Below are 20,603 nucleotides of genomic sequence, written 5' to 3' on the forward strand. Positions count from 1 at the left end.
GCTCAGCTAGATTAGTCCTTACAAAACAAGACGAATTGTCCGGGGAGGACAGGCGTGCATCAGGGACGTGTCGTCTACGGTGCGATCGAGGAGGTCGTGTTCGGCCATCCGGCGGCTGACGCGATCGTCGCGCAAATGGACCGGCTGGGAACACGGCGTGCCTTCCTGATGGTCTCGGGCACCCTGAACCGCGAGACCGACGAAATCGCAAAGATCGTCCAGGCACTCGGGCCGCGCTGCGCCGGGCTGTTCGATGCGATGCCGCCCCACACCCCGCGCGAAGCGGTGATCGCCGCCACCAATGCCGCGCGCGGGGCGGGCGCCGATCTGATCGTGACCGTGGGCGGCGGCTCGATCACCGACGGCGCCAAGGCGGTGCAGCTCTGCCTTGCCAATGGCATCGACACGATCGAAGGCATCGACCGCATCCGCGTGCACAGGGGCGTCACACCAGAGATGACAGCGCCGAAGGTGCGTCAGATCAGCGTGCCGACCACGATCGCCGGCGGCGAGTTCTCATCGATCGCTGGCGTGACCGACGGCAGAACGCATGTGAAGCAGATGCTGCGGCATCCGCTCACGGTGCCGCGCGCCACCATCCTCGATCCTGCCATCACAATGCACACGCCGGAATGGCTGTTTCTGTCCACCGGCATCCGCGCCGTCGATCATTGCGTCGAGGCGATCTGCTCGCACGAGACCCACCCTTATGCCGACGCGCAATCGGTGAAAGGGCTCGCGATGCTCGCGGACGCGCTGCCGCGGGTGAAGGCCGACCCCACCGATCTCGACGCGCGCATGGATGCCCAGATCGGCACCTGGCTGTCCATGGGCGCGCTCGCGGCCGGCGTGCCGATGGGGGCGAGCCACGGCATCGGCTATGTGCTCGGTGCCGCCTTCGGCGTGCCGCACGGCTACACCTCCTGCATCATGCTGCCGGCGGTGATGCGCTGGAATGCCAGCGCCAACGCCGAGCGCCAGATGATCGCCGCCGCCGCGATGGGCTTCCCCGGGCACAATGCCGCCGACGTGCTCGATGCCTTCATCCGCTCGCTCGGCATGCCGCGCAGGCTCGCCGAAATGCGCGTCTCTCCGGAGCATTTCGACGTCATCGCGGAACAGGCGATGCGCACGAACTGGATCCCGCACAATCCGCGCAAGATCGAGAGCCCGGCCGAGGTGCGTGAAATCCTCGATCTCGCCGCATGATGTCAAACCCGGAGCTCTGATGTACCCAGGCCTGCATGCCCGCCTGCGCCCGCTCCAGCCCGCCTTCATCATGGCGGCAACCGGCGAGGCCGTCACCTATCGCGAGCTCGATGCACGCAGCAACCGGCTGGCCCACCTGTTCCGGAAGCACGGATTGAAGCGGCTCGACCACTACTCGATCTTCATGGAGAACAATTCGCGCTATCTCGAAGCCTGCAGCGCGGGCGAGCGCTCGGGGCTCTACTACACCTGCATCAACTCCTTCCTGACGGCGGGCGAGCTCACTTATCTCCTGGTCAACAGCCAGTCGAAAATCTTGATCACGTCCGCTGCAAAGCTCGACATTGCGCGCGAGGCGATCCAGGCCTGCCCTGATATCAAGCTCTGCATCGTCGCCGACGGACCGGGCGAGAGTGACCGGATCGTGGGACTTGCCGATGTCACCGCCGGTCTGCCGAGGACGCCGATTGCGGACGAATGGCTCGGCACCGCCATGCTCTATTCGTCGGGCACGACGGGACGGCCGAAAGGCATTTTGCGGCCGCTGCCGGAGGAGGCACCGAAGCACAATCTGCCGCTGTTCGATTTCCTGACAAAACTTTGGCACTACCGCGAAGGCATGGTCTATCTGTCGCCCGCCCCGCTGTATCACTCGGCGCCGCAAGCTGCGGTCAATCTCACCATCCGCATGGGAGGTACCGCGATTATCATGGAGACGTTCGATCCCGAGCGTTACCTTCAACTCGTCCAGCAATGGGGCATCACGCACACGCAGCTGGTGCCGACGATGTTCTCGCGCTTGCTGAAGCTGCCGGAGGAGGCGCGCCGCCGCTACGACCTGTCATCGCTCGAGATCGCGATCCATGCCGCAGCGCCCTGCCCGGCGCTGGTCAAGGACGAGATGATCAGATGGTGGGGGGCCGATCATCCACGAATATTACGGCGCTACGGAAGGCCTCGGCTTCACGGCCTGCAACAGCGAGGAATGGCTCAGCCATCGCGGCACCGTCGGCAAGGTGCTGCTGGGCGATCTCCACATTCTCGACGAGAACATGCAGCCCTGTCCGACCGGCACGCCGGGCCAGGTCTGGTTCAAGACCGGATCGCCGTTCGAATATTTCAACGACCCCGACAAAACCAGGGAGGCCCGCTCGGCCGACGGCAGTATGAGCACGGTCGGCGATGTCGGCTATGTCGACCACGACAATTTCCTGTATCTCACCGACCGCGCCACCTTCATGATCATCTCCGGCGGCGTGAACATCTATCCGCAGGAGTGCGAGAACCTGCTGATCACCCATCCCAAGGTCGCTGACGCCGCCGTGTTCGGCGTGCCGAACGCCGATCTCGGCGAGGAGGTGAAGGCGGTGGTGCAGCCAATGCCGGGCGTGATGCCCGATGACGCGCTCGCCACGGAGCTGATCGCCTTCTGCGGAGCGTCGCTGTCGCGGCAGAAGGTGCCGCGCTCGGTCGATTTCGAGAAGGAATTGCCGCGGCTGCCGACGGGAAAGCTCTACAAGAGGCTGCTGCGGGACCGGTATTGGGGCAACAAGACGTCGCGGATTGTGTGAGCCTTCTTCGCCTCTCCCCGCGTGCAGGGAGAGGCCGGAATGCGTGCCTTGAGCGCGATCGGGTGAGGGGGAACCTCCGCGTGTCCGACTGTTGTTGTCATCGCCCCACCCCGACCCTCTCCTCGCAAGCGGGGCGAGGGAGCGAACCGTCATCCCAATTGCCAAGGCTCTAAAACGCCTTGGCCGGTTGCTTCCCTCCACGCGCCTCGGCTATCGTGAGGTCAAACAGGCCACTAATGGCCGGTGTCCAGGGAGGACGAGGATGCGGAGCGTGTGGGCGCTTGCCGCGACGGCGGCGCTATCTTTGCTGGCGTTTTCGACCATGACATTCGCAGGCGAGCCCAAGCAGGGCGGCATCCTGCGGATATATCACCGTGACAGCCCGGCGAACGCGTCCATCCTCGAGGGTGCGACCTATTCGGTCAACGTGCCCTTCATGGGGGTCTTCAACAATCTCGTCATCTATGATCAGCACATCGCGCAGAACAGCCCTGATACCCTCAGACCGGAGCTGGCCGAAAGCTGGTCATGGAGCAGCGACAACAAGAAATTGACGTTCAAGCTCCGACAGGGAGTCAAATGGCATGACGGCAAGCCGTTCACGTCGGCTGACGTCAAGTGCACGTTCGATCTCCTGATGGGCAAATCGCAGCAGAAGCTGCGGCAGAATCCGCGCAAGGCCTGGTACAGCGAGGTCAACGACGTCACGCCCAACGGCGATTTCGAGGTCTCCTTCGACCTGAAGCGGCCGCAGCCCTCGCTGCTGGCGATGCTCGCTTCCGGTTATACGCCGATCTATCCCTGTCACGTCTCGCCGGCGGACATGCGCACCCATCCGATCGGAACCGGGCCGTACAAATTCCTCGAGTTCAAGGCCAATGAATCCATCAAGCTGACGCGAAATCCGGACTACTGGAAGAAGGGTCTGCCCTATGTCGACGGCATCGAGTACACGATCATCCCGAACCGCTCGACCGCGATCCTCGCCTTCGTCGCCGGAAAGTTCGATATGACTTTTCCGACCCATATCACCATCCCGCTCCTGAAGGACATCAAGTCGCAGGCGCCGAACGCGGTCTGCGTCGTCGAGCCGACCAACGTCTCGACCAACATCATCGTCAATTCGAGCTCCCCACCATTCGACAACATCGATATCCGCCGCGCGATGTCGTTGGCGCTCGATCGCAAGGCGTTCATCGACATCCTGTTCGAAGGCCAGGCTGACATCGGCGGCACCATGCTGCCGCCGCCGCAAGGCATCTGGGGCATGCCCAAGGACAAGCTCGAGACGATTCCGGGCTACGGTCCGGACGTGAATGCGAATCGCGAGGAAGCGAAGAAGCTGATGCAGAAGGCGGGCTATGGCCCCGACAAGCATCTCGCCGTGAAGGTTTCGACGCGCAATCTCGCGGAATATCGCGATCCCGCGGTGATCCTGATCGACCAGCTCAAGAGCATCTATATTGACGGCGAGCTCGACGTCGTGGAGACCGCAAACTGGTTCCCGAAAGTGGCGCGCAAGGACTACATGCTCGGTCTCAATTTGACCGGCAATTCCGTCGACGATCCCGACCAGTCCTTCTACGAGAACTATTCCTGCGGCTCGGAGCGGAACTACACCAACTATTGCAACAAGCAGATCGAGAAGCTCTTCGACGTGCAGTCGCAGGAGATCGACATCAACAAGCGCAAGCAATTGGTCTGGGACATCGACAGGAAGCTGCAGGAGGATGTCGCCCGTCCGATCATCTTCCATGCGCGGGCCGGCACCTGCTGGCAGCCCTATGTCAAGGGGATCACGATCATGTCGAACAGCTCCTATAACGGCTTTCGCTTCGAGGATGTGTGGCTCGACAAGTAGCATGTCAGGCTGAAGGCGGTTTTGGTTTGAGCATGATCTTGTCGGAAAACCGCGACGCACTTTACGCTAACCTGTAGCAGCGGCTCGCGGAGGGCGAAGGATGTTTGCCTATCTGGTGCGGCGTCTGTTCCTGATGCTCGTGACCCTGTTCGGGATCTCGGTCGTCATCTTCTTCCTGTTGCGCATCGTTCCCGGCAACATCGTCGACATCCTGTTTGCCGCGGCCGGCTACGTCGATCCGGCCGACAAGGTTGATCTCGAGAAGCAGCTCGGCATCGACCAGCCGCTGGTGATGCAATATCTGCACTGGATCAGCGGCCTGTTGCACGGCGATCTCGGTTACTCCTATGTCTCCGAGAAGCCGGCGCTCCAGGAGATCCTGCCGCGGATCCCGATCACGGCGCGGCTCGCTGGTCTTGCGCTGCTGTTCTCGGCTTCGATCGGCATTCCCCTGGGCGTCATCAGCGCGGTCAAGCAAGGCACGCGGCTCGATTATGCGCTGCGCGTGGTGAGTCTGAGCGGATTGTCGCTGCCCTCGTTCTGGCTCGGTCTGCTCATTCTCACCGCCGCGGTGGCGATGTTCGGCGAGATCCCGATCTTCAATCCGAATCCGCGGACCTGGCTCGAGGCGTTCGCGACATACGCGGTGCCCGCGGCCGCCGTGGGCTTCCGCAGCGCGGCGCTGACCATGCGCATCACCCGCTCGTCGATGCTGGAGGTGCTGCGGCAGGACTATATCCGCACCGCGCGTGCCAAAGGTGCGTCCGATGCCGCCGTGAACTATCATCACGCGCTGAAGAACGCGATCCTGCCCGTCATCACCGTGATTGGCATCGAGGCGGCGTTCCTGATCGGCGGCCTGATCGTCACGGAGACCGTGTTCAACATTCCCGGCGTCGCGCGCTTCCTGGTCGAGGCGATTCGCTGGCGCGATTATCCGATCGTGCAGAACCTCGTGATGCTGATTGCCGTCGTGGTGGTGAGCGCCAATTTCATCGTCGACATGCTGTACGCGGTATTCGATCCCCGCATAAGATATACGGATTGATTCATGATTGTTGTTCACGAGGCGTGCGCAGTCCCATTCACCTCGCCCCGGTTGCGGGGAGAGGTCGGATTGCGCCGCAATCCGGGTGAGGGGGAGTCTCCGCGAGTCCGACTCCCACCTCCCCCTCGGAGCGCCCCCCTCACCCCAACCCTCTCCCCGCAAGCGGGGAGAGGGAGAAGATAGAGCTTGCATGGCCGCAATCGACTACGATGTTGAACTCCGGCGTGCCGGCGCGCATGCGACCGGCGGCTGGCGGCGGGTGCTGTTCCTGGCACAGCGGCACGTGCTGGGCGCGGCGGGACTCTTCATCATGACGCTGTTCGTGCTGACGGCCATCTTCGCCGATTTCATCGCGCGCTACGATCCCCTGAGCGTCGATTCCGCCCACGCGCTGATGCGTCCGAGTCTCGCGCACTGGATGGGCACGGACTCGTTCGGCCGCGACGTGTTCAGCCGCATCATCCATGGCGCGCGAATTTCGCTCGCGGTCGGGATCGGCTCGACCGCGCTTGGCGGCACGATCGGGGTCATGGTCGGCCTCACCTCCGGCTACCTCTCGGGCTGGGTCGACCTCGTGTTCCAGCGCGTGTCCGATATCCTGCAGGCACTGCCGCTGCTGGTGCTGGCCCTGATCATGACGGCGGCACTCGGTCCGTCGCTGCCGAACGTCATCCTCGCCATTGCCATTCCGCTGATCCCGACCGTTTCGCGCGTCACCCGCGCCAACACCCTGGCGCTACGGGAGCTGCCGTTCGTGGAAGCCGCGAAATCGATCGGCATGAGCGAGGTACGTATCGCGCTTCGTCACGTGCTGCCGAACACGCTGGCGCCGCTGATCGTGCTCGCGACCGCCCAGCTCGGCTCGACCATTCTGACCGAGGCCTCGCTCTCTTTTCTGGGTCTCGGCATTCCCGAGCCCTATCCATCCTGGGGCCGCATGCTGTCGGAATCCGCCGCCGAATATGTCCGCACCGCGCCGTGGCTCGTGATCTTCCCGGGCATCGCGATCAGCCTCGCGGTGTTCGGAGCAAACCTGTTCGGTGACGCGCTGCGTGACATCCTCGATCCCCGGCAGCGCGGCTGATGGCTGATACCTCCAAAATCGTGCTCGATGTGAAGAACCTCAAGACGGTGTTCTTCACCAACTCCGGTCTTTTCAAAGCGGTCGACGACGTCTCCTTCACCGTAAGCCGTGGCGAGACGCTCGCCATCGTCGGCGAATCCGGCTGCGGCAAGAGCGTCACTGCGCTGTCAATGATGCGGCTGGTGCCCGATCCTCCCGGGCGCATCGTCGGCGGCTCCGTCACGCTCGAAGGCACCGATCTGCTGGCGCTTGACGAGGCGGAGATGCGCAAGGTCCGGGGCAATCGCATGTCCATGATCTTCCAGGAGCCGATGACCTCGCTCAATCCCGTCATGCGGATCGGCGACCAGATCGTGGAGGCGGTGCGGCTGCACCGGAACATCTCGTCGAAAGAAGCCCGTCACATTGCCGTCGAGATGCTGCGGCTGGTGCGCATTCCCGAGCCGGCGCGGCGTGCGCAGGAGTATCCCCACCAGCTCTCCGGCGGCATGCGCCAGCGCGCCATGATCGCGATGGCGCTGGCGTGCCGGCCGGCGCTCTTGATCGCGGACGAGCCGACCACCGCGCTCGACGTCACCATCCAGGCGCAGATCCTGGCGCTGATCCTCGATCTCCAGAAGGAGCTCGGCACCGGCCTCGTCCTGATCACCCATGATCTCGGCGTCGTCGCGCAGACCGCGCAGCGTGTGATCGTGATGTATGCGGGACGAAAAGTCGAGGAAGCCAGCGTCGAGGCGCTGTTCGCCGCGCCGAAGCATCCCTATACGCGCGGTCTGATGGCCTCGATCCCCGCGGTGCCGGCATCAGGCGTCGCCGCACAGGAGCGGCTGAACGAAATTCCGGGCACGGTGCCATCGCTGGTGCGGCTGCCGAAGGGCTGTGCCTTCGCGCCCCGCTGCAAGCTCGCCATCAAGCGCTGCGAGGAATATCCACCGCTGATGGATTGGGGCGGCGGCCACCTCGCCGCCTGCTGGCGCGCGGCCGATGTGGCGGAGGTGGCATGACTGAAGTGCTGCTCGAAGTTACCGATCTCAAGAAGCATTATCCCGTGCGCGCCGGCGTGCTGCGCCGGCAGGTGGGCACCGTGCATTCCGTCGACGGCGTCTCGTTCTCGCTTGGCGCGGGCGAGACGCTCGGTCTCGTCGGCGAATCCGGCTGCGGCAAGTCGACGGTGGCGCGCAGCGTGCTACGGCTGGTCGAGCCGACGTCCGGCAAGATCCGCCTCGGCGGCGAGGACATCACGCATCTGTCCAAGAGCGCGCTGCGCCCGCATCGCCGCTCGATGCAGATCGTCTTCCAGGATCCGTTTGCCTCGCTCAATCCGCGCATGACCGCGGGCGACATTGTCGGCGAGCCGCTGGCCGTGCATGGTCTTGCCACCGGCAGGGCGCTGGAGGTGCGCGTCGCAAAGCTGTTCGAGCAGGTGGGCTTGCGGCCCGACCAGATGCGCAACTTTCCGCATCAATTTTCCGGCGGCCAGCGCCAGCGCATCTGCATCGCGCGGGCACTGGCACTGGAGCCGCGGCTGATCGTCTGCGACGAGCCGGTGTCAGCGCTCGACGTCTCGATCCAGGCGCAGGTGATCAACCTGCTGGTCGATTTGCAGCGTGAACACGGCTTCTCCTATCTCTTCATCGCGCACGACCTCGCGGTGGTGGCCCATATCAGCCACCGCGTCGCGGTGATGTATCTCGGCCGCATCGTCGAGATCGCCGGCAAGGACGAGCTGTTCGGCAATCCGCGCCATCCCTACACACAGGCGCTTCTCGCCTCGGTGCCGATCGCCAATCCGCTCGCGAAAAAGCTCGCGCCGCTGGTCGACGGCGACGTGCCGAGCCCGGTCAATCCACCGCCCGGCTGCGCCTTTCACACGCGCTGCCGGTTTGCGATGGAGCGATGCAGGACCGAGCGGCCGGCGCTGAAGGATACCGGCGACCAGCATCAGGTGGCGTGCCTGCTCAACGAGGGGATGGGACGGAGCGGGTAGCTCTTGCTCTCGCTCGCGGCGATGACGACGACAGCCGCTACCCCGCCCCAATCTCCGCCACGATCCTGCCCGTCGTGACCTGCTCGCCCTCGGCGACCTCGATCGCGGCGACCACGCCGTCGATGCCGGCCTTGTGGACGTGCTCCATCTTCATCGCTTCCAGCGTCAACACCGGCTGGCCTGATGTGACGCGATCACCCGGCTTGACCAGCACCGCAACGACGCGACCATTCATGGCCGCGCGGACTTTGCCGTCGCCGCCGTTGCCTGCCGCGGCCTTCGGTGGGGCGAGGGTGAGGTCGGTGGCCGCGAGCGCGATGCCGCGGTGCTGGAGATAGAGCCTGTCGCCATCGCGCAGGAATTTTACGCTGTCCGTGACGCGGTCGCGGCGGAAGCGGACGGCATCGGGATCGACGTGCTCGATCTCGAACTTGTCCTCTCGGCTGTCGGTGGCGACGGTGTAGCTGCCATCGCGCTCGCGGGTGATTTCGAGCTCGACCGCATGGCCGGCGATTTCGATTTTCGCGGGCAGAGGAAACGTTGCCGACAGGCTCCGGCCACGCCGCCATGACGGTGCGCGCGGATTGGTAACGTAGAGCAGCAGGCCCGCGAGCGCGGTATCGAATGCAGCATTCTCCGGCCGCAGCAGCTGGTCGCGATGCGCGCCGATGAAGGCCGTCGTCGCCTCGCCCCTGGCAAAGCCGGGATGGCGCAGACACGTCAGCAGAAATGCCTGATTGGTCGTGACGCCAAGCGCGGTGAGTTGCTCCAGGCCGACGATCAGCCGCCCCCTCGCCTCCTCGCGCGTGGCGCCCTGGCTGATGATCTTGGCGATCATGGAATCGTAGAATAGCGGAATCTCCGAGCCCGATTGCAGCGCGTGCTCGACGCGGATGCCATCGGGTACCTGCCAGCGCGCCATGCGGCCGGACTGCGGCATGAAATCCTGCGCGGCATCTTCCGAGCAGAGCCGCACCTCGATGGCGTGACCGGACAATTTGATGTCCTGCTGCTTCACCGGCAGGGGCTCGCCGCGCGCAACGCGCAATTGCAGCTCGACGAGGTCGAGCCCGGTAATCGCCTCGGTGACGGGATGCTCGACCTGAAGACGCGTGTTCATCTCCATGAAGTAGAATTCGCCGCTCTCATCGAGCAGGAATTCCAGCGTGCCCGCGCCCTCATAACGCAGCGCCTTGACCGCAGCGACGGCGACTTCGCCCATCTTCGCGCGCAGCTCCGGCGTCACGGCCGGCGACGGCGCCTCCTCGATCAGCTTCTGGTGCCGCCGCTGCACCGAGCAATCGCGCTCACCGAGATGGATGGCGTTGCCATGGACGTCGCCGAACACCTGAATCTCGATATGGCGCGGATTCTCGACGGCGCGTTCGAGGATCACGGTCGGATCGCCGAATGCGGCTTTGGCTTCTGACCGCGCGCTGCGCAACGCATCAGGGAACGATGCGGCATCAGTCACGAGCCGCATGCCGCGACCGCCGCCGCCCGCGACCGCCTTGATCATCACGGGAAAGCCGATCTTCCCGGCTTCCGCGAGCATGACCTCGTCGCTCTGGTCGGCGCCCTGATAGCCGGGCACGACAGGCACGCCGGCCTTCTTCATGATCTCCTTGGCGCCGGCCTTGTTGCCCATCGCCGCGATCGCCTGCGGCGATGGGCCGATGAAGACGAGCCCGGCGTCCTTGCAGGCTTGTGCGAAGTCCTCATTCTCGGCGAGGAAACCATAGCCGGGATGAACGGCATCCGCGCCGCTGGCCCTGGCAGCTGCGATGATCGCGGAGATGTTGAGATAGGATTGCGCCGGCAAGGCTTCACCGATCCGCACGGCCTGATCAGCCCGCTGGACGTGGAGCGCATCACGATCGGCGTCCGAATAGACGGCGACAACGCCGAGCCCCAGCCGCCGCGCGCTACGCATCACGCGCAGCGCGATCTCGCCGCGATTGGCGACCAGGACCCTGTGGAACGGCCGGTGCGGCACTGATCCGTTCCTCATGGCCGCGCCACCGAAAACTGCATGCGTTGGGGCGCGCGACGATCGCCCTCGCGGCAGATGGCCAGCACCTCGGACAAGACCGCGCGGGTGTCGCGCGGATCGATCACACCATCGTCGAGCACGCGCGCGCTGGTCGAGAACACGTCCATCTGGCCGTCGAACACGCCGACGATCTCGGCCTTCATGGCATCCAGCTTGTCCTTCCCGATCGGCTTGCCGCGGCGCGCCGCCGCCGCCTCGGTCACGATCGCCATGGTTTCCGCGGCCTGCTCGCCGCCCATCACGGCGGTCTTGGCGTTGGGCCAGGAGAAGCAGAAACGTGGATGGAAGCCACGGCCGCACATGCCGTAATTGCCGGCGCCGAACGACGCCCCGCAATAGATCGTGATCTGCGGCACCGTCGCCGAGGTCACCGCCTGGATCATCTTCGAGCCGTGCTTGATCATGCCGGCTTCTTCATAGGCCTTGCCGACCATGTAGCCGGTGGTGTTGTTGAGATAGAGGATCGGCGTGCGGGTTTGGCAGCAAGCCTGGATGAAATGCGTCGCCTTGTTGGCGCCGGCAGGATCGAGCGGACCGTTGTTGGTGATGATGCCGATGGCATGGCCCTCGATGCGGGCATGGCCGCAGACGGTGGCCGGACCGTAATTCGAGGCCATCTCGGTGAAATCGGAATCGTCGATGATGCGGGCGATCACCTGCTTCATGTCGACGGTGCGCTTGTGATCCATCGGCATGATGCCGAGCAGCTCGTCCTGATCGTAGCGCGGCGGCTCGAACTCTCGAGCCGCCCGGCCCGGCCGCTCCCATTCCAGCGCCGCCATGATCTCGCGCGCGATGCGCAGGGCGTCGCGGTCGTCCTCGGCGAGATAGTCGCCGAGGCCGGAGATTTGCGTATGCATCTCGGCGCCGCCGAGCTCCTCCTCGGTGGCGATCTCGCCGGTTGCAGCCTTCAACAGCGGCGGCCCGGCCAAAAAGGCGCGCGTACGCCCGCGGACCATGACGATGTAGTCGGACAGGCCCGTCTGGTAGGCGCCGCCGGCGGTGGACGAACCGTGCGTGACGGTGACGACAGGCAGTCCTGCGGCCGAGAGCCGCGCAAGGTTGCGAAAAATATTGCCGCCGCGGACAAAGTCCTCGACGCGGTAGCGCAGGAGATTGGCGCCGGCGCTTTCGACGAGCTGGACGTAAGGCAGCTTGTTCTCCAGCGCCAGTTCCTGCACCCGTAGTGTCTTGTCGAGGCCGTAGGGCTGCAGTGCACCGGCATCGATGCCGGAATCGCTGGCGCTGACTATACAGCGGATGCCTGAGATGAAGCCGATACCGGCGATGACACCGCCGCCCGGCACGCTCTTGCTCGTATCAGGCACATCGAACATATAGCCGGCGAGTGTCGAGAGCTCGATGAAGGGCGCGCCGGGGTCGAGCACCAGCGCGACCCGCTCGCGCGGCAAGAGCTGGCCGCGTTTGTGGAAGCGATCCTTTGCCGCGGCCGACGCGGCACGCGTGCGAGCTTCCAGCGAGCGCATGCGATCGATCAGCGCGAGCATGCCGTCGCGGTTTGCGCGGTAGGCGGCGCTGCCGGTGGAAATGGTGTTTTCGAGAATGGACATGATTCTTTCCTACCCGTCACTGCGAGGAGCCCGCGACAGAATTGCGAAGCAATTTTGCGCTGGCGACGAAGCAATCCAGTCTGTTGCCGCGGATGCACTCTGAATTGCTTCGCTTCGCTCGATATGACGGCTGGGGCTATCTGTTCGTCCCAAAGATCTTCCGCGCCTCGGCGGGGCTCGCGACCTCGCGGCCGGCGCGGCGGGCGCAAGCCGCAATGGCCTCGATCAGTTGGCCGTTTGATGTCACCTTCTTGCCGTCGGCGAGATAGAAGGCGTCCTCGAGACCGGTGCGCAAGTGACCGCCGAGCTCGGCGCAGCGCTGGTGCAGCGGCCAGATCTCCTCGCGGCCGATCGCCGTGACCTGGAATTGCGCCTCGGGGCGCTTCAGCTTGATCAGGATCGGCAGCAGCTCCGGATCCGAAGGCATTCCCGACGCGACACCCATCACGAAGTTATATTCGAGCGGGCCCTTGTACATGCCGACCTGGGTGTACATGCCGACGCAGCGCACGACGCCGAGGTCGAAGCACTCGAACTCGGGAATGGTGCCGACTTCGTTCATGACGTCGAGATAGTCCTTCACCTTCTCGACCGCGTTGTCGAACATCATCGGAGTCCAGGCCCAACTGTTGTCGGCCTTGACCTTCAGATAGTTGAGCGAGCCCGCGTTGCAGGCGGCGATCTCCGGCCTGGTTTCGCGGATGCAATCCAGGGCGCCGCTGTAGTTCGGGCCAGAAACACCCGAGGTGTGGTTGATGATGACGCCGGGACAGGCTTCACGGATCGCCTGCTGGATTTCCTTGCTGACGCTCACCTCCCAGGACGGCAGATGGCCCTTGCCCGGCGCCTGCTGGCGCAGATGGATGTGCATGATGGAGGCGCCGGCATCGAACGCAGCCTTTGCCTCGCGCGCCATCTGCTCGGGCGTAACAGGGACGTTGTGCTGTTTGGGGTCGGTGAGCACGCCGTTCAGCGCGCAGGTGATGACGGCCTTGTCGCTCATGCCACAGCTATCTCGCACGTTGAGAATTCAACGATGCAATCATGTGATGCAGGGCATGCAGCTTCTTGCGCGGAGAAGCTGAGAAACGAGATGCCGTAGGGTGGGTTAGCCGAAGGCGTAACCCACCCTACGAAGCGATATCGAGCCGCACGGTCTCGGTGCTGCGATAGATCGCAAGATCGCGCGAGCCGACGAAGATCGCGCGCGGCTTCAATCCGTAGAAGCGGCGGATCGAGTGGCTGAAATGGGTGCTATCGGGGTAGCCGATGTCCTGCGCGAGATGAGCGAGGTTGAGGTCCTGGTTGGCGAAGTGCAGCAGATGCCGCGCGCGCTTCCAGGCGCGGAAGGAGCGGAACGAAATGCCGGTCTCCTCCTTGAAGAGATGCAGGAAGCGCGAGGTCGAGAGGCCCGCCTCGGCCGCGCAGGTATCCGCGGTGACAGGCTCACCGGAGAAGCGTTCGATGCGGGCAACGGCGCGCGTGACGCGCGGGTCGAGCACGCGGCGCGGCAGTGCTTCGCCAAAGCACATCTCGTCGAATTCAGCGGTGGTGATGTCGCCATAGCGGCGCTGCCGCAGCAGCGCATAGGCGGCGAGGATTTTTCTGGCGTGCGCAGCGCGATCCGGCCCCATCAGCCGCCGGGCCAAGGCCTCCAGCACGCCATCTGGCATGCTTTCCGGCTCCAGCGTCACGCTGATTGCGGTGCGGTAGTCGCCGGCGATGGAATGCCGCTGGTTCGGCAGGGTGACGAACAGCTCCGCGGTGGCGAGGGCGTCGTCGATGGTGAGATGCAGGCTACCCTTCACCGCCACATAGACGTGGCAGCAGCCCGGGGTCCGCTTGCGAGGCCTGCCGAGCAAACCGGCATAGAACACCCGCTCCGGCGTGATCAGCATCAGATGGTCGGATTCGCGACCCGTGTCTTCCATTGGGTATCCTCCTCGCGCGGCTCTTTGGCCGCTGCGGACGGAGGTCAGCTTAGCGGAAATTTGGGCGCTGTCACGGCGGGTAGCGCTGTCATGGCGCGCAAAAGATTACCATTCCGGTACGACGATCGGTCTTCCCGGAACCGCGACGAGATCGTAGTCCCGCCGTGCGGAATGTTTACGGTCTCACGCGCGGCGCAACATTCTGTTCGGCGCCGGCCTTCTGCTCGGCAGTCACAGCACGATTGAACCCATCGCGCTGCTGCAGGCGCGCCCAATAGGCTGCGACATTCGGTCCAAAATCCTTGGCGAGTCCAATGGTGTGGGCGAGGCGGAGCGCGTAACCGATGACAATGTCAGCGGCGGTGAAGCGGCCCGCGCACAAGGTTTCGGCATTGGCGGTCGCTGCCTCGACGGCGCGCAGCCGCCCCAGGAACCACTTTGCATAGTCGGTGGCGACCTGCGGATTGCGGCGCTCCTCCGGCTCGAGCTGGCTGTAGCGAAGCACCAGCGTTTGCGGGAAGGTCAACGTCGCGTCGCTGAAATACATCCAGTTCAGGAAAGCGCCGTAGGCGGGATCTTCGGGGTTGACCATCAGCGGTGTCGGCCCGTGCTTGACGCCGAGATAATGGCAGATGCCTGATGACTCCGTCATCCTGGTTTCGCCGTCGACCATGAACGGAATCGTGCCCAATGGATTGAGCGCGAGATAGTCCTTGGCGAAGACGCGCGGCGGGAACGGCAGCATCTTCAGCTCATAGGGCAGCCCCATCTCCTCCAGCATCCAGAGCGGACGGAACGAGCGCGCGGCGTCGCAATGATAGAGCGTGATCATCATGCCTTCCCTTTACTACCTGGCAACGTGCCCATCATCTTGCACAGGACCATCAGCATGACCTCGTCGGCGCCGCCGCCGATCGAGGCCAGGCGGCTGTCGCGATAGGCGCGGCTGACCGGCGTCTCGTTGGTAAAGCCCATTCCGCCCCAATATTGCAAGCAGGCGTCGGTGAGCTCGCGGCCGAGCCGGCCGGCCTTGAGCTTGGCCATGGTCGCAAGCCGCGTCACGTCCTCACCGGCGACCAGCTGCTCGGCGGCGCGATAGATCAGCGCGCGCAAGAGCTCGACCTCGGTCTGCATCTCCGCGAGCTTGAAGTGGACGATTTGGTTGTCGAGGATGCTCTGGCCAAAGGCTTTGCGGTTGCGGGTGTATTCGATGGTCTGATCGATGATGTATTCGTGCGCCTTGAGGCAGGCGGCCGCACCCCAGAGCCGTTCCTCCTGGAACTGGATCATCTGGTAGGTAAAGCCCTTGCCCTCTTCGCCGATCCGGTTGCGCTTGGGCACGCGGACATTGTCGAAGAAGATCTGCGCGGTGTCGGAGGAGCGCATGCCCAGCTTGTCGAGCTTTCGGGCCACGGTGACGCCCTTGCTCTTCATGGGCACGCAAATCAGGGATTTGTTGCGGTGAACCGGGCCATCGCCGGTATTGGCGAGCAGGCAGATCCAGTCGGCCTGGATGCCATTGGTGATCCACATCTTGCCGCCGGTGATGAGGTAATCGTCGCCGTCGGAGCGCGCCTGGGTCTTGATGGAGGCGACGTCCGAGCCCGCGCCCGGCTCGGAGACGCCGATGCAGGCGACGTAATCGCCTGCTATCGACGGGCTGAGGAATTCGCGCCGCACCTCGTCGGAGCCGAATCGGGCCAGCGCCGGCGTTGCCATGTCGGTCTGCACCCCGATCGCCATCGGCACGCCGCCGCAAGTGATGGCCCCTAGTTCCTCCGCCATCATCAGCGCGTAGGAATAGTCGAGGCCGGAGCCGCCGAACTCCACCGGCTTGTTCAGGCCGAGGAAGCCGAGACTGCCCATCTTCTTGAACAGCGCATGCGCCGGAAAGATGTCGGCCTTCTCCCATTCATCGACATGCGGATTGATCTCGTTGGCTATGAATTTTTGCAGGGAGCGACGGATCTCGTCGTGGTCGGCGGTGAATAGCATTCTTTCAGCCTCGTCCTTCACAGCCCCATCTGCCTCGAGGCCAGATCCTTCATGATCTCCTCGGTGCCGCCGCCGATGGCGTTGACCTTGACCTCGCGGTAGATGCGCTCGGCCTTGACGCCGCGCATGAAGCCAGCGCCGCCAAAGATCTGCACGGCTTCCGAGGCGCAGAACGCCATGGTCTGGGTTGCCTGGTTCTTCATCATGCAGATTTCCGCGACCGGGCTCTCGCCCTGCTCCAGCCGCCAGGCCAGCATCTCCAGCATCGCCTGCGACGCCGCGACCTTCTGCGCCATGTCGACGATCTTGTGCCTGATGACCTGATGCTGGGCCAGCGGCTTGCCGAACGTCTTGCGCTCCTTGGAATAGGCGATCGCCTCATCGAGACAGACGCGCGCGAAGGCCGTGCAGCCTGCGGCCATGCCCATCCGCTCGCTGTTGAAATTTTGCATGATGATCTTGAAGCCCTGGCCCTCCTCGCCGATCAAGTTCTCGGCCGGTACGCGGCACTCATCGAAATGCAATGTCGCGGTATCGGACGCCCACCAGCCCATCTTCTTCAGTTTCGTGCGTGACAGGCCGGGCGTATCGCCCTCGATCAGGAGCAGGCTGACGCCACCGGCGCCCTCGCCGCCGGTCCGCACGGCAACGGTCAGATAGTCGGCACGGACGCCTGATGTGATGAAGGTTTTTTCGCCACTCACGACGTAGTGATTGCCGTCGCGCCGCGCCTTGGTGCGCAAGCTCGCGACGTCAGAGCCGCCGCCGGGCTCGGTGATCGCGAGCGCGGAGATCTTCTCGCCCGAGAGCACCTGCGGCAGCACGCGCGCCTTCACCTCCGGCCGCGCTGCGCGTGCGATCGGCGGCGAACCGATGGTGTGGCTCATCAGGCTGGCGCTGACGCCCCCGGCCCCGGCCCGCGCCAACTCCTGGGTCGCGACGATCCTCATGAACTGGTCGGCAAGGATCCCGCCATACTGCTCGGGGAATCCGAGCCCCAACAGACCGATCTCTGCCGCCTTGCGGTAGAGCGCGCGGGGGAATTCGCCGGCTTCGTCCCATTCATGGGCGAACGGGGTGATCTCCTTGTCGACGAAGCGGCGCATGACGTCGCGGAAGGCATCGTGCTCGGCGGTATAGAACGGGCTCTTCATGGCTTGCGCCTTCGGCGATTCCGGTCGTTGCACCATGGCCGGAACATTCGCGGTCCACTTGCGCGGAGTGGCTGACCCGAAAGGCCTGCCGGTGCAGGTCCTCGCCTAGCAACTCAACGCAAGAGGTTTTCGTCCCTCGCAGGCCAACTCCAAACAAAAAAGACTGCTGCACAAAAACTCCCGGCTGGCCTCCCAGGCCACGCCGGGCATGGTGCACAGCACTCAAATTCAGGCGGCAAACACCGCCGAGGGAGGGATTGTTGGCCGTTCGTTACTACGACTGGATCGCCCATCATGCCCGTCGCGCGCCCTCCAAGATCGCGGCCGTCGATCTCGCGAGCGAGCGCCGCTTCACCTATGCGCAGTTCGACGCCCGCGTCTCACGCCTCGCCTCGTTCTTCCGTCATACGCTGAAGGTTTCGCGCGGCGACCGCGTCGCCGTGCTGGCGCTGAACACGACCGATACGCTGGAGGTACAATTCGCCTGCGGACGCGTGGGCGCCGTGTTCGTGCCGCTGAACACCCGCCTCACCATTCCGGAGCTTCAGTTCATCACCGGCGATTGTGCGCCGAAGGTGATGATTCACGATGCCGATCTCGCCGAGACGGCGATCACCGTAGCAAAGCTCTGCAACGTCGCGACCAGCCTGCTGCTCGGTGCCGACGGCACCTATGAGGCCGGCATCGCCGGGGCCAAGCTGCTCGACCGCACCGAGCAGGTCACGCTCGATGATATCTCGACCATCATGTACACGTCGGGCACGACGGGACATCCGAAGGGCGCGACCATCACCCACGGCATGACCTTCTGGAATTGCGTCAATCTCGGCGGCCCCGCCTGCATCGGGCCGGCATCGGTGTTGCTCACCGTGCTGCCGCTGTTTCATACCGGCGGGCTGAACTGCTATACCAACCCGGTGCTGCATGCCGGCGGCACGGTGATGATCATGCGCGCCTTCGATCCCGGCACCGCGCTCGGCCTGATCAACGATCCCGCGCAGGGCATCAATGTGTTCTTCGGCGTGCCTGCGATCTACCAATTCATGGCGCAGCATCCGGCCTTCGCGACCACCGATCTCAGCCGATTGATCGTCTGCGGCGTCGGCGGCGCGCCGATGCCGGTGCCGCTGTTGAAAACATGGGAGGAGCGCGGCGTCGCGCTCCAGCAGGGCTATGGCATGACCGAGACCTCGCCGGCCGTGCTGGTGCTCGACCGCGAGGACGCAGCGCGGAAAGCGGGCTCTGCCGGCAAGCCGGTCCTGCACACCGAGGTGCGCATCGTCCGCCCCGACGGCAGCGATGCCGAGGTCGGCGAGCTCGGAGAGCTCTGGGTCAAAGGGCCGAACATCACGCCGGGCTACTGGAACAGGCCGGAGGCGAACGAGACATCCTTCACCGATGGCTGGCTGCACACGGGCGATGCGACGCGCGTGGATGAGGAGGGCTTCTACTATATCGTCGACCGCTGGAAGGACATGTACATCTCCGGCGGCGAGAACGTCTATCCAGCCGAGGTCGAGAACGTCCTGCACCAGCTCAGCGCTATTGCGGAAGCGGCGGTGATCGGCATCCCTGATACGCAATGGGGCGAGGTCGGCCTCGCCATCGTCGCGACCAAAAAAGGCCAGCGGCTGACGGAAGCTGACGTCTTCGCGCACTGCGCCGCCAATCTCGCACGCTTCAAATGCCCGCGGCAGGTTCGTTTCGTCGATGCGCTGCCCCGCAACGCCACCGGCAAGATCCACAAGCCGACCTTGCGCAAGCAATTCTCCGTTGCTTCCGAAGTGGACAAGAAAGTCGCCAATGCCTGATCGAAGCGCTCCTCTCGGGCGCATTTGTTTTTTCGACGTGCCTGCTCCAATCCAGACGAACCGCAAGGAATTTTCATGAACAGGAAACTCTCCCTGCTTGCCGCAGCAACCGCGTTGACGCTGCTCACGACCCAGGGTGCCTTCGCGCAGAAGGCGTACGACACCGGGGTCACCGACACCGAGATCAAGATCGGCAATGTCGAAGCCTATTCCGGCCCGGCCTCCGCCTACGGCATCATCGGCAAGACCGAAGACGCCTATTTCAAGATGATCAACGACCAGGGCGGCATCAACGGCCGCAAGATCAACTTCATCTCCTACGATGACGGCTACTCGCCGCCGAAGACGGTGGAACAGATCCGCAAGCTGATCGAGAGCGATGAGGTATTTCTTGTCTTCAACGCGCTGGGCACGCCGACCCAGACCGCCGTGCAGAAATACCAAAATGCCAAGAAGGTGCCGCAGCTCTTCCTCGCCACCGGCGCCAGCAAGTGGAATGATCCGAAGAATTTCCCCTGGACGATGGGCTTCCAGCCGAGCTACCGGGTCGAGGCGCGGATCTTCGCCAAATACATCCTGAAGGAGAAGCCGGACGCAAAGGTTGCGATCTTTTACGCCAACGACGATTTCGGCAAGGATTACCTCGCCGGCATCAAGGACGTGTTCGGCGACAAGGCCTCGAAGCTGATCGTGGCCGAAGAGAGCTATGAGACGTCGGAGCCCTCGATCGACGCCCATATCGTCAAGCTCAAGGACACCGGCGCCGATGTCTTCGTGAACATTGCGACCCCGAAATTTGCCGCTCAAGCCATCAAGAAGATCGCCGAGCTCGGCTGGAAACCGATGCATTTGATGACCGACGTCTCGGTTTCGATCGGCGCGGTGATGAAGCCCGCCGGGCTCGAGGCCTCGGAGGGCGTGCTGTCGGCCGGTTACCTCAAGGATGCGTCCGATCCGCAGTGGAAGGACGATGCCGGCATGAAGAAGTTCATGGCTTTCATCGAGAAGTACATGCCGGGCGCGAACATCTCGGACGCCAATCTGGTCTACGGCTATGCGGCAGCCCAGACCATGGTGCAGGTGCTGAAGCAGGCAGGGGACAATCTGACCCGCGAGAACGTGATGAAGCAGGCCGCCAGCCTGAAGGACTTCACCCCCGACACGCTGATCCCGGGGATTACGATCAACACCTCGGCCACCGACTTCGCGCCGATCGAGCAGCTCAAAATGTGGCGGTTCAAGAGCGGCCAGTGGGAGCTGTTCGGCCCCATCATCAGCGCCGAGCCGAGCGGCTAGTTTTGGCCGGAGGCAACTGACACAGGATAGCG

15 protein-coding genes and 1 pseudogene are annotated in these 20,603 nt (G+C 64.0%); 9 read left to right on the forward strand and 7 right to left on the reverse strand.

Features of this window, described 5'->3' with window-relative positions; genetic code table 11:
- The first annotated feature begins 54 nt into the window (after positions 1 to 54).
- The 7 genes and pseudogenes from ACVWZ4_RS10200 to ACVWZ4_RS10230 all read left to right on the forward strand — a co-directional run bounded on the left by ACVWZ4_RS10200 (position 55) and on the right by ACVWZ4_RS10230 (position 8,760).
- Positions 55 to 1,209 carry an iron-containing alcohol dehydrogenase gene (locus ACVWZ4_RS10200; protein ID WP_456700758.1) on the forward strand — a complete coding sequence of 385 codons (1,155 nt, stop codon included), beginning with the start codon at positions 55 to 57 and terminating at the stop codon, positions 1,207 to 1,209.
- Positions 1,210 to 1,228: 19 nt separating this feature from the next.
- Positions 1,229 to 2,780: pseudogene (locus ACVWZ4_RS10205) on the forward strand (AMP-binding protein).
- Between the two features lie 262 nt (positions 2,781 to 3,042).
- Positions 3,043 to 4,641, forward strand: coding sequence for an ABC transporter substrate-binding protein (locus ACVWZ4_RS10210; RefSeq protein WP_456700756.1), 1,599 nt, complete (start codon positions 3,043 to 3,045; stop codon positions 4,639 to 4,641).
- 100 nt (positions 4,642 to 4,741) lie between these two features.
- Positions 4,742 to 5,689, forward strand: coding sequence for an ABC transporter permease (locus ACVWZ4_RS10215; RefSeq protein WP_456700755.1), 948 nt, complete (start codon positions 4,742 to 4,744; stop codon positions 5,687 to 5,689).
- A gap of 190 nt (positions 5,690 to 5,879) precedes the next feature.
- Positions 5,880 to 6,773, forward strand: a complete 894-nt coding sequence (locus tag ACVWZ4_RS10220; protein ID WP_456740223.1) for an ABC transporter permease — start codon at positions 5,880 to 5,882, stop codon at positions 6,771 to 6,773.
- On the forward strand, positions 6,773 to 7,777 hold the full coding sequence (locus ACVWZ4_RS10225) for an ABC transporter ATP-binding protein (RefSeq protein WP_456700753.1): 1,005 nt from the start codon (positions 6,773 to 6,775) through the stop codon (positions 7,775 to 7,777). The genes ACVWZ4_RS10220 and ACVWZ4_RS10225 overlap by 1 nt, the downstream gene beginning before the upstream one ends.
- Positions 7,774 to 8,760 carry an ABC transporter ATP-binding protein gene (locus tag ACVWZ4_RS10230; protein ID WP_456740224.1) on the forward strand — a complete coding sequence of 329 codons (987 nt, stop codon included), beginning with the start codon at positions 7,774 to 7,776 and terminating at the stop codon, positions 8,758 to 8,760. The genes ACVWZ4_RS10225 and ACVWZ4_RS10230 overlap by 4 nt, the downstream gene beginning before the upstream one ends.
- Positions 8,761 to 8,797: 37 nt before the next feature.
- Here ACVWZ4_RS10230 and ACVWZ4_RS10235 read toward each other — a convergent pair whose 3' ends face one another.
- From ACVWZ4_RS10235 to ACVWZ4_RS10265, 7 genes are all read right to left on the reverse strand, one after another.
- On the reverse strand, positions 8,798 to 10,771 hold the full coding sequence (locus tag ACVWZ4_RS10235; protein WP_456740225.1) for an acetyl/propionyl/methylcrotonyl-CoA carboxylase subunit alpha: 1,974 nt from the start codon (positions 10,769 to 10,771) through the stop codon (positions 8,798 to 8,800).
- On the reverse strand, positions 10,768 to 12,384 hold the full coding sequence (locus tag ACVWZ4_RS10240; RefSeq protein WP_456740226.1) for an acyl-CoA carboxylase subunit beta: 1,617 nt from the start codon (positions 12,382 to 12,384) through the stop codon (positions 10,768 to 10,770). Before ACVWZ4_RS10240 ends, ACVWZ4_RS10235 begins: the two co-directional genes overlap by 4 nt.
- 136 nt (positions 12,385 to 12,520) lie before the next feature.
- Complete coding sequence (locus tag ACVWZ4_RS10245) at positions 12,521 to 13,387, reverse strand: 3-keto-5-aminohexanoate cleavage protein (protein ID WP_456740227.1); 867 nt, start codon at positions 13,385 to 13,387, stop codon at positions 12,521 to 12,523.
- Between the two features lie 127 nt (positions 13,388 to 13,514).
- Positions 13,515 to 14,315: a helix-turn-helix domain-containing protein gene (locus ACVWZ4_RS10250; protein WP_456740228.1), complete on the reverse strand. Its 801-nt coding sequence runs from the start codon at positions 14,313 to 14,315 to the stop codon at positions 13,515 to 13,517.
- 175 nt (positions 14,316 to 14,490) lie between these two features.
- A complete protein-coding gene (locus tag ACVWZ4_RS10255; RefSeq protein ID WP_456742200.1) occupies positions 14,491 to 15,147 on the reverse strand; it encodes a glutathione S-transferase family protein in 657 nt (218 codons plus the stop codon).
- Positions 15,147 to 16,310: an acyl-CoA dehydrogenase family protein gene (locus tag ACVWZ4_RS10260; RefSeq protein ID WP_456740229.1), complete on the reverse strand. Its 1,164-nt coding sequence runs from the start codon at positions 16,308 to 16,310 to the stop codon at positions 15,147 to 15,149. Before ACVWZ4_RS10260 ends, ACVWZ4_RS10255 begins: the two co-directional genes overlap by 1 nt.
- Positions 16,311 to 16,327: 17 nt before the next feature.
- Positions 16,328 to 17,464 carry an acyl-CoA dehydrogenase family protein gene (locus ACVWZ4_RS10265; RefSeq protein ID WP_456740230.1) on the reverse strand — a complete coding sequence of 379 codons (1,137 nt, stop codon included), beginning with the start codon at positions 17,462 to 17,464 and terminating at the stop codon, positions 16,328 to 16,330.
- Positions 17,465 to 17,724: 260 nt separating this feature from the next.
- Between ACVWZ4_RS10265 and ACVWZ4_RS10270 the strand changes: the two genes are divergently transcribed.
- Positions 17,725 to 19,275, forward strand: a complete 1,551-nt coding sequence (locus ACVWZ4_RS10270) for an acyl-CoA synthetase (RefSeq protein WP_456700744.1) — start codon at positions 17,725 to 17,727, stop codon at positions 19,273 to 19,275.
- 75 nt (positions 19,276 to 19,350) lie between these two features.
- On the forward strand, positions 19,351 to 20,571 hold the full coding sequence (locus ACVWZ4_RS10275) for an ABC transporter substrate-binding protein (protein ID WP_456700743.1): 1,221 nt from the start codon (positions 19,351 to 19,353) through the stop codon (positions 20,569 to 20,571).
- The last annotated feature ends 32 nt before the right edge of the window (positions 20,572 to 20,603 follow it).

Source organism: Bradyrhizobium sp. USDA 4472, from assembly GCF_054058595.1.

What these genes read in the sequence shown, in the direction of transcription:
- ACVWZ4_RS10210 (WP_456700756.1), top strand. Translation starts at nt 3,043, where the DNA reads ATGCGGAGCGTGTGGGCGCTTGCCGCGACGGCGGCGCTATCTTTGCTG.
- ACVWZ4_RS10215 (WP_456700755.1), top strand. Translation starts at nt 4,742, where the DNA reads ATGTTTGCCTATCTGGTGCGGCGTCTGTTCCTGATGCTCGTGACCCTG.
- ACVWZ4_RS10220 (WP_456740223.1), top strand. Translation starts at nt 5,880, where the DNA reads ATGGCCGCAATCGACTACGATGTTGAACTCCGGCGTGCCGGCGCGCAT.
- ACVWZ4_RS10225 (WP_456700753.1), top strand. Translation starts at nt 6,773, where the DNA reads ATGGCTGATACCTCCAAAATCGTGCTCGATGTGAAGAACCTCAAGACG.
- ACVWZ4_RS10230 (WP_456740224.1), top strand. Translation starts at nt 7,774, where the DNA reads ATGACTGAAGTGCTGCTCGAAGTTACCGATCTCAAGAAGCATTATCCC.
- ACVWZ4_RS10235 (WP_456740225.1), bottom strand. Translation starts at nt 10,771, where the DNA reads ATGAGGAACGGATCAGTGCCGCACCGGCCGTTCCACAGGGTCCTGGTC.
- ACVWZ4_RS10240 (WP_456740226.1), bottom strand. Translation starts at nt 12,384, where the DNA reads ATGTCCATTCTCGAAAACACCATTTCCACCGGCAGCGCCGCCTACCGC.
- ACVWZ4_RS10245 (WP_456740227.1), bottom strand. Translation starts at nt 13,387, where the DNA reads ATGAGCGACAAGGCCGTCATCACCTGCGCGCTGAACGGCGTGCTCACC.
- ACVWZ4_RS10250 (WP_456740228.1), bottom strand. Translation starts at nt 14,315, where the DNA reads ATGGAAGACACGGGTCGCGAATCCGACCATCTGATGCTGATCACGCCG.
- ACVWZ4_RS10255 (WP_456742200.1), bottom strand. Translation starts at nt 15,147, where the DNA reads ATGATCACGCTCTATCATTGCGACGCCGCGCGCTCGTTCCGTCCGCTC.
- ACVWZ4_RS10260 (WP_456740229.1), bottom strand. Translation starts at nt 16,310, where the DNA reads ATGCTATTCACCGCCGACCACGACGAGATCCGTCGCTCCCTGCAAAAA.
- ACVWZ4_RS10265 (WP_456740230.1), bottom strand. Translation starts at nt 17,464, where the DNA reads ATGAAGAGCCCGTTCTATACCGCCGAGCACGATGCCTTCCGCGACGTC.
- ACVWZ4_RS10275 (WP_456700743.1), top strand. Translation starts at nt 19,351, where the DNA reads ATGAACAGGAAACTCTCCCTGCTTGCCGCAGCAACCGCGTTGACGCTG.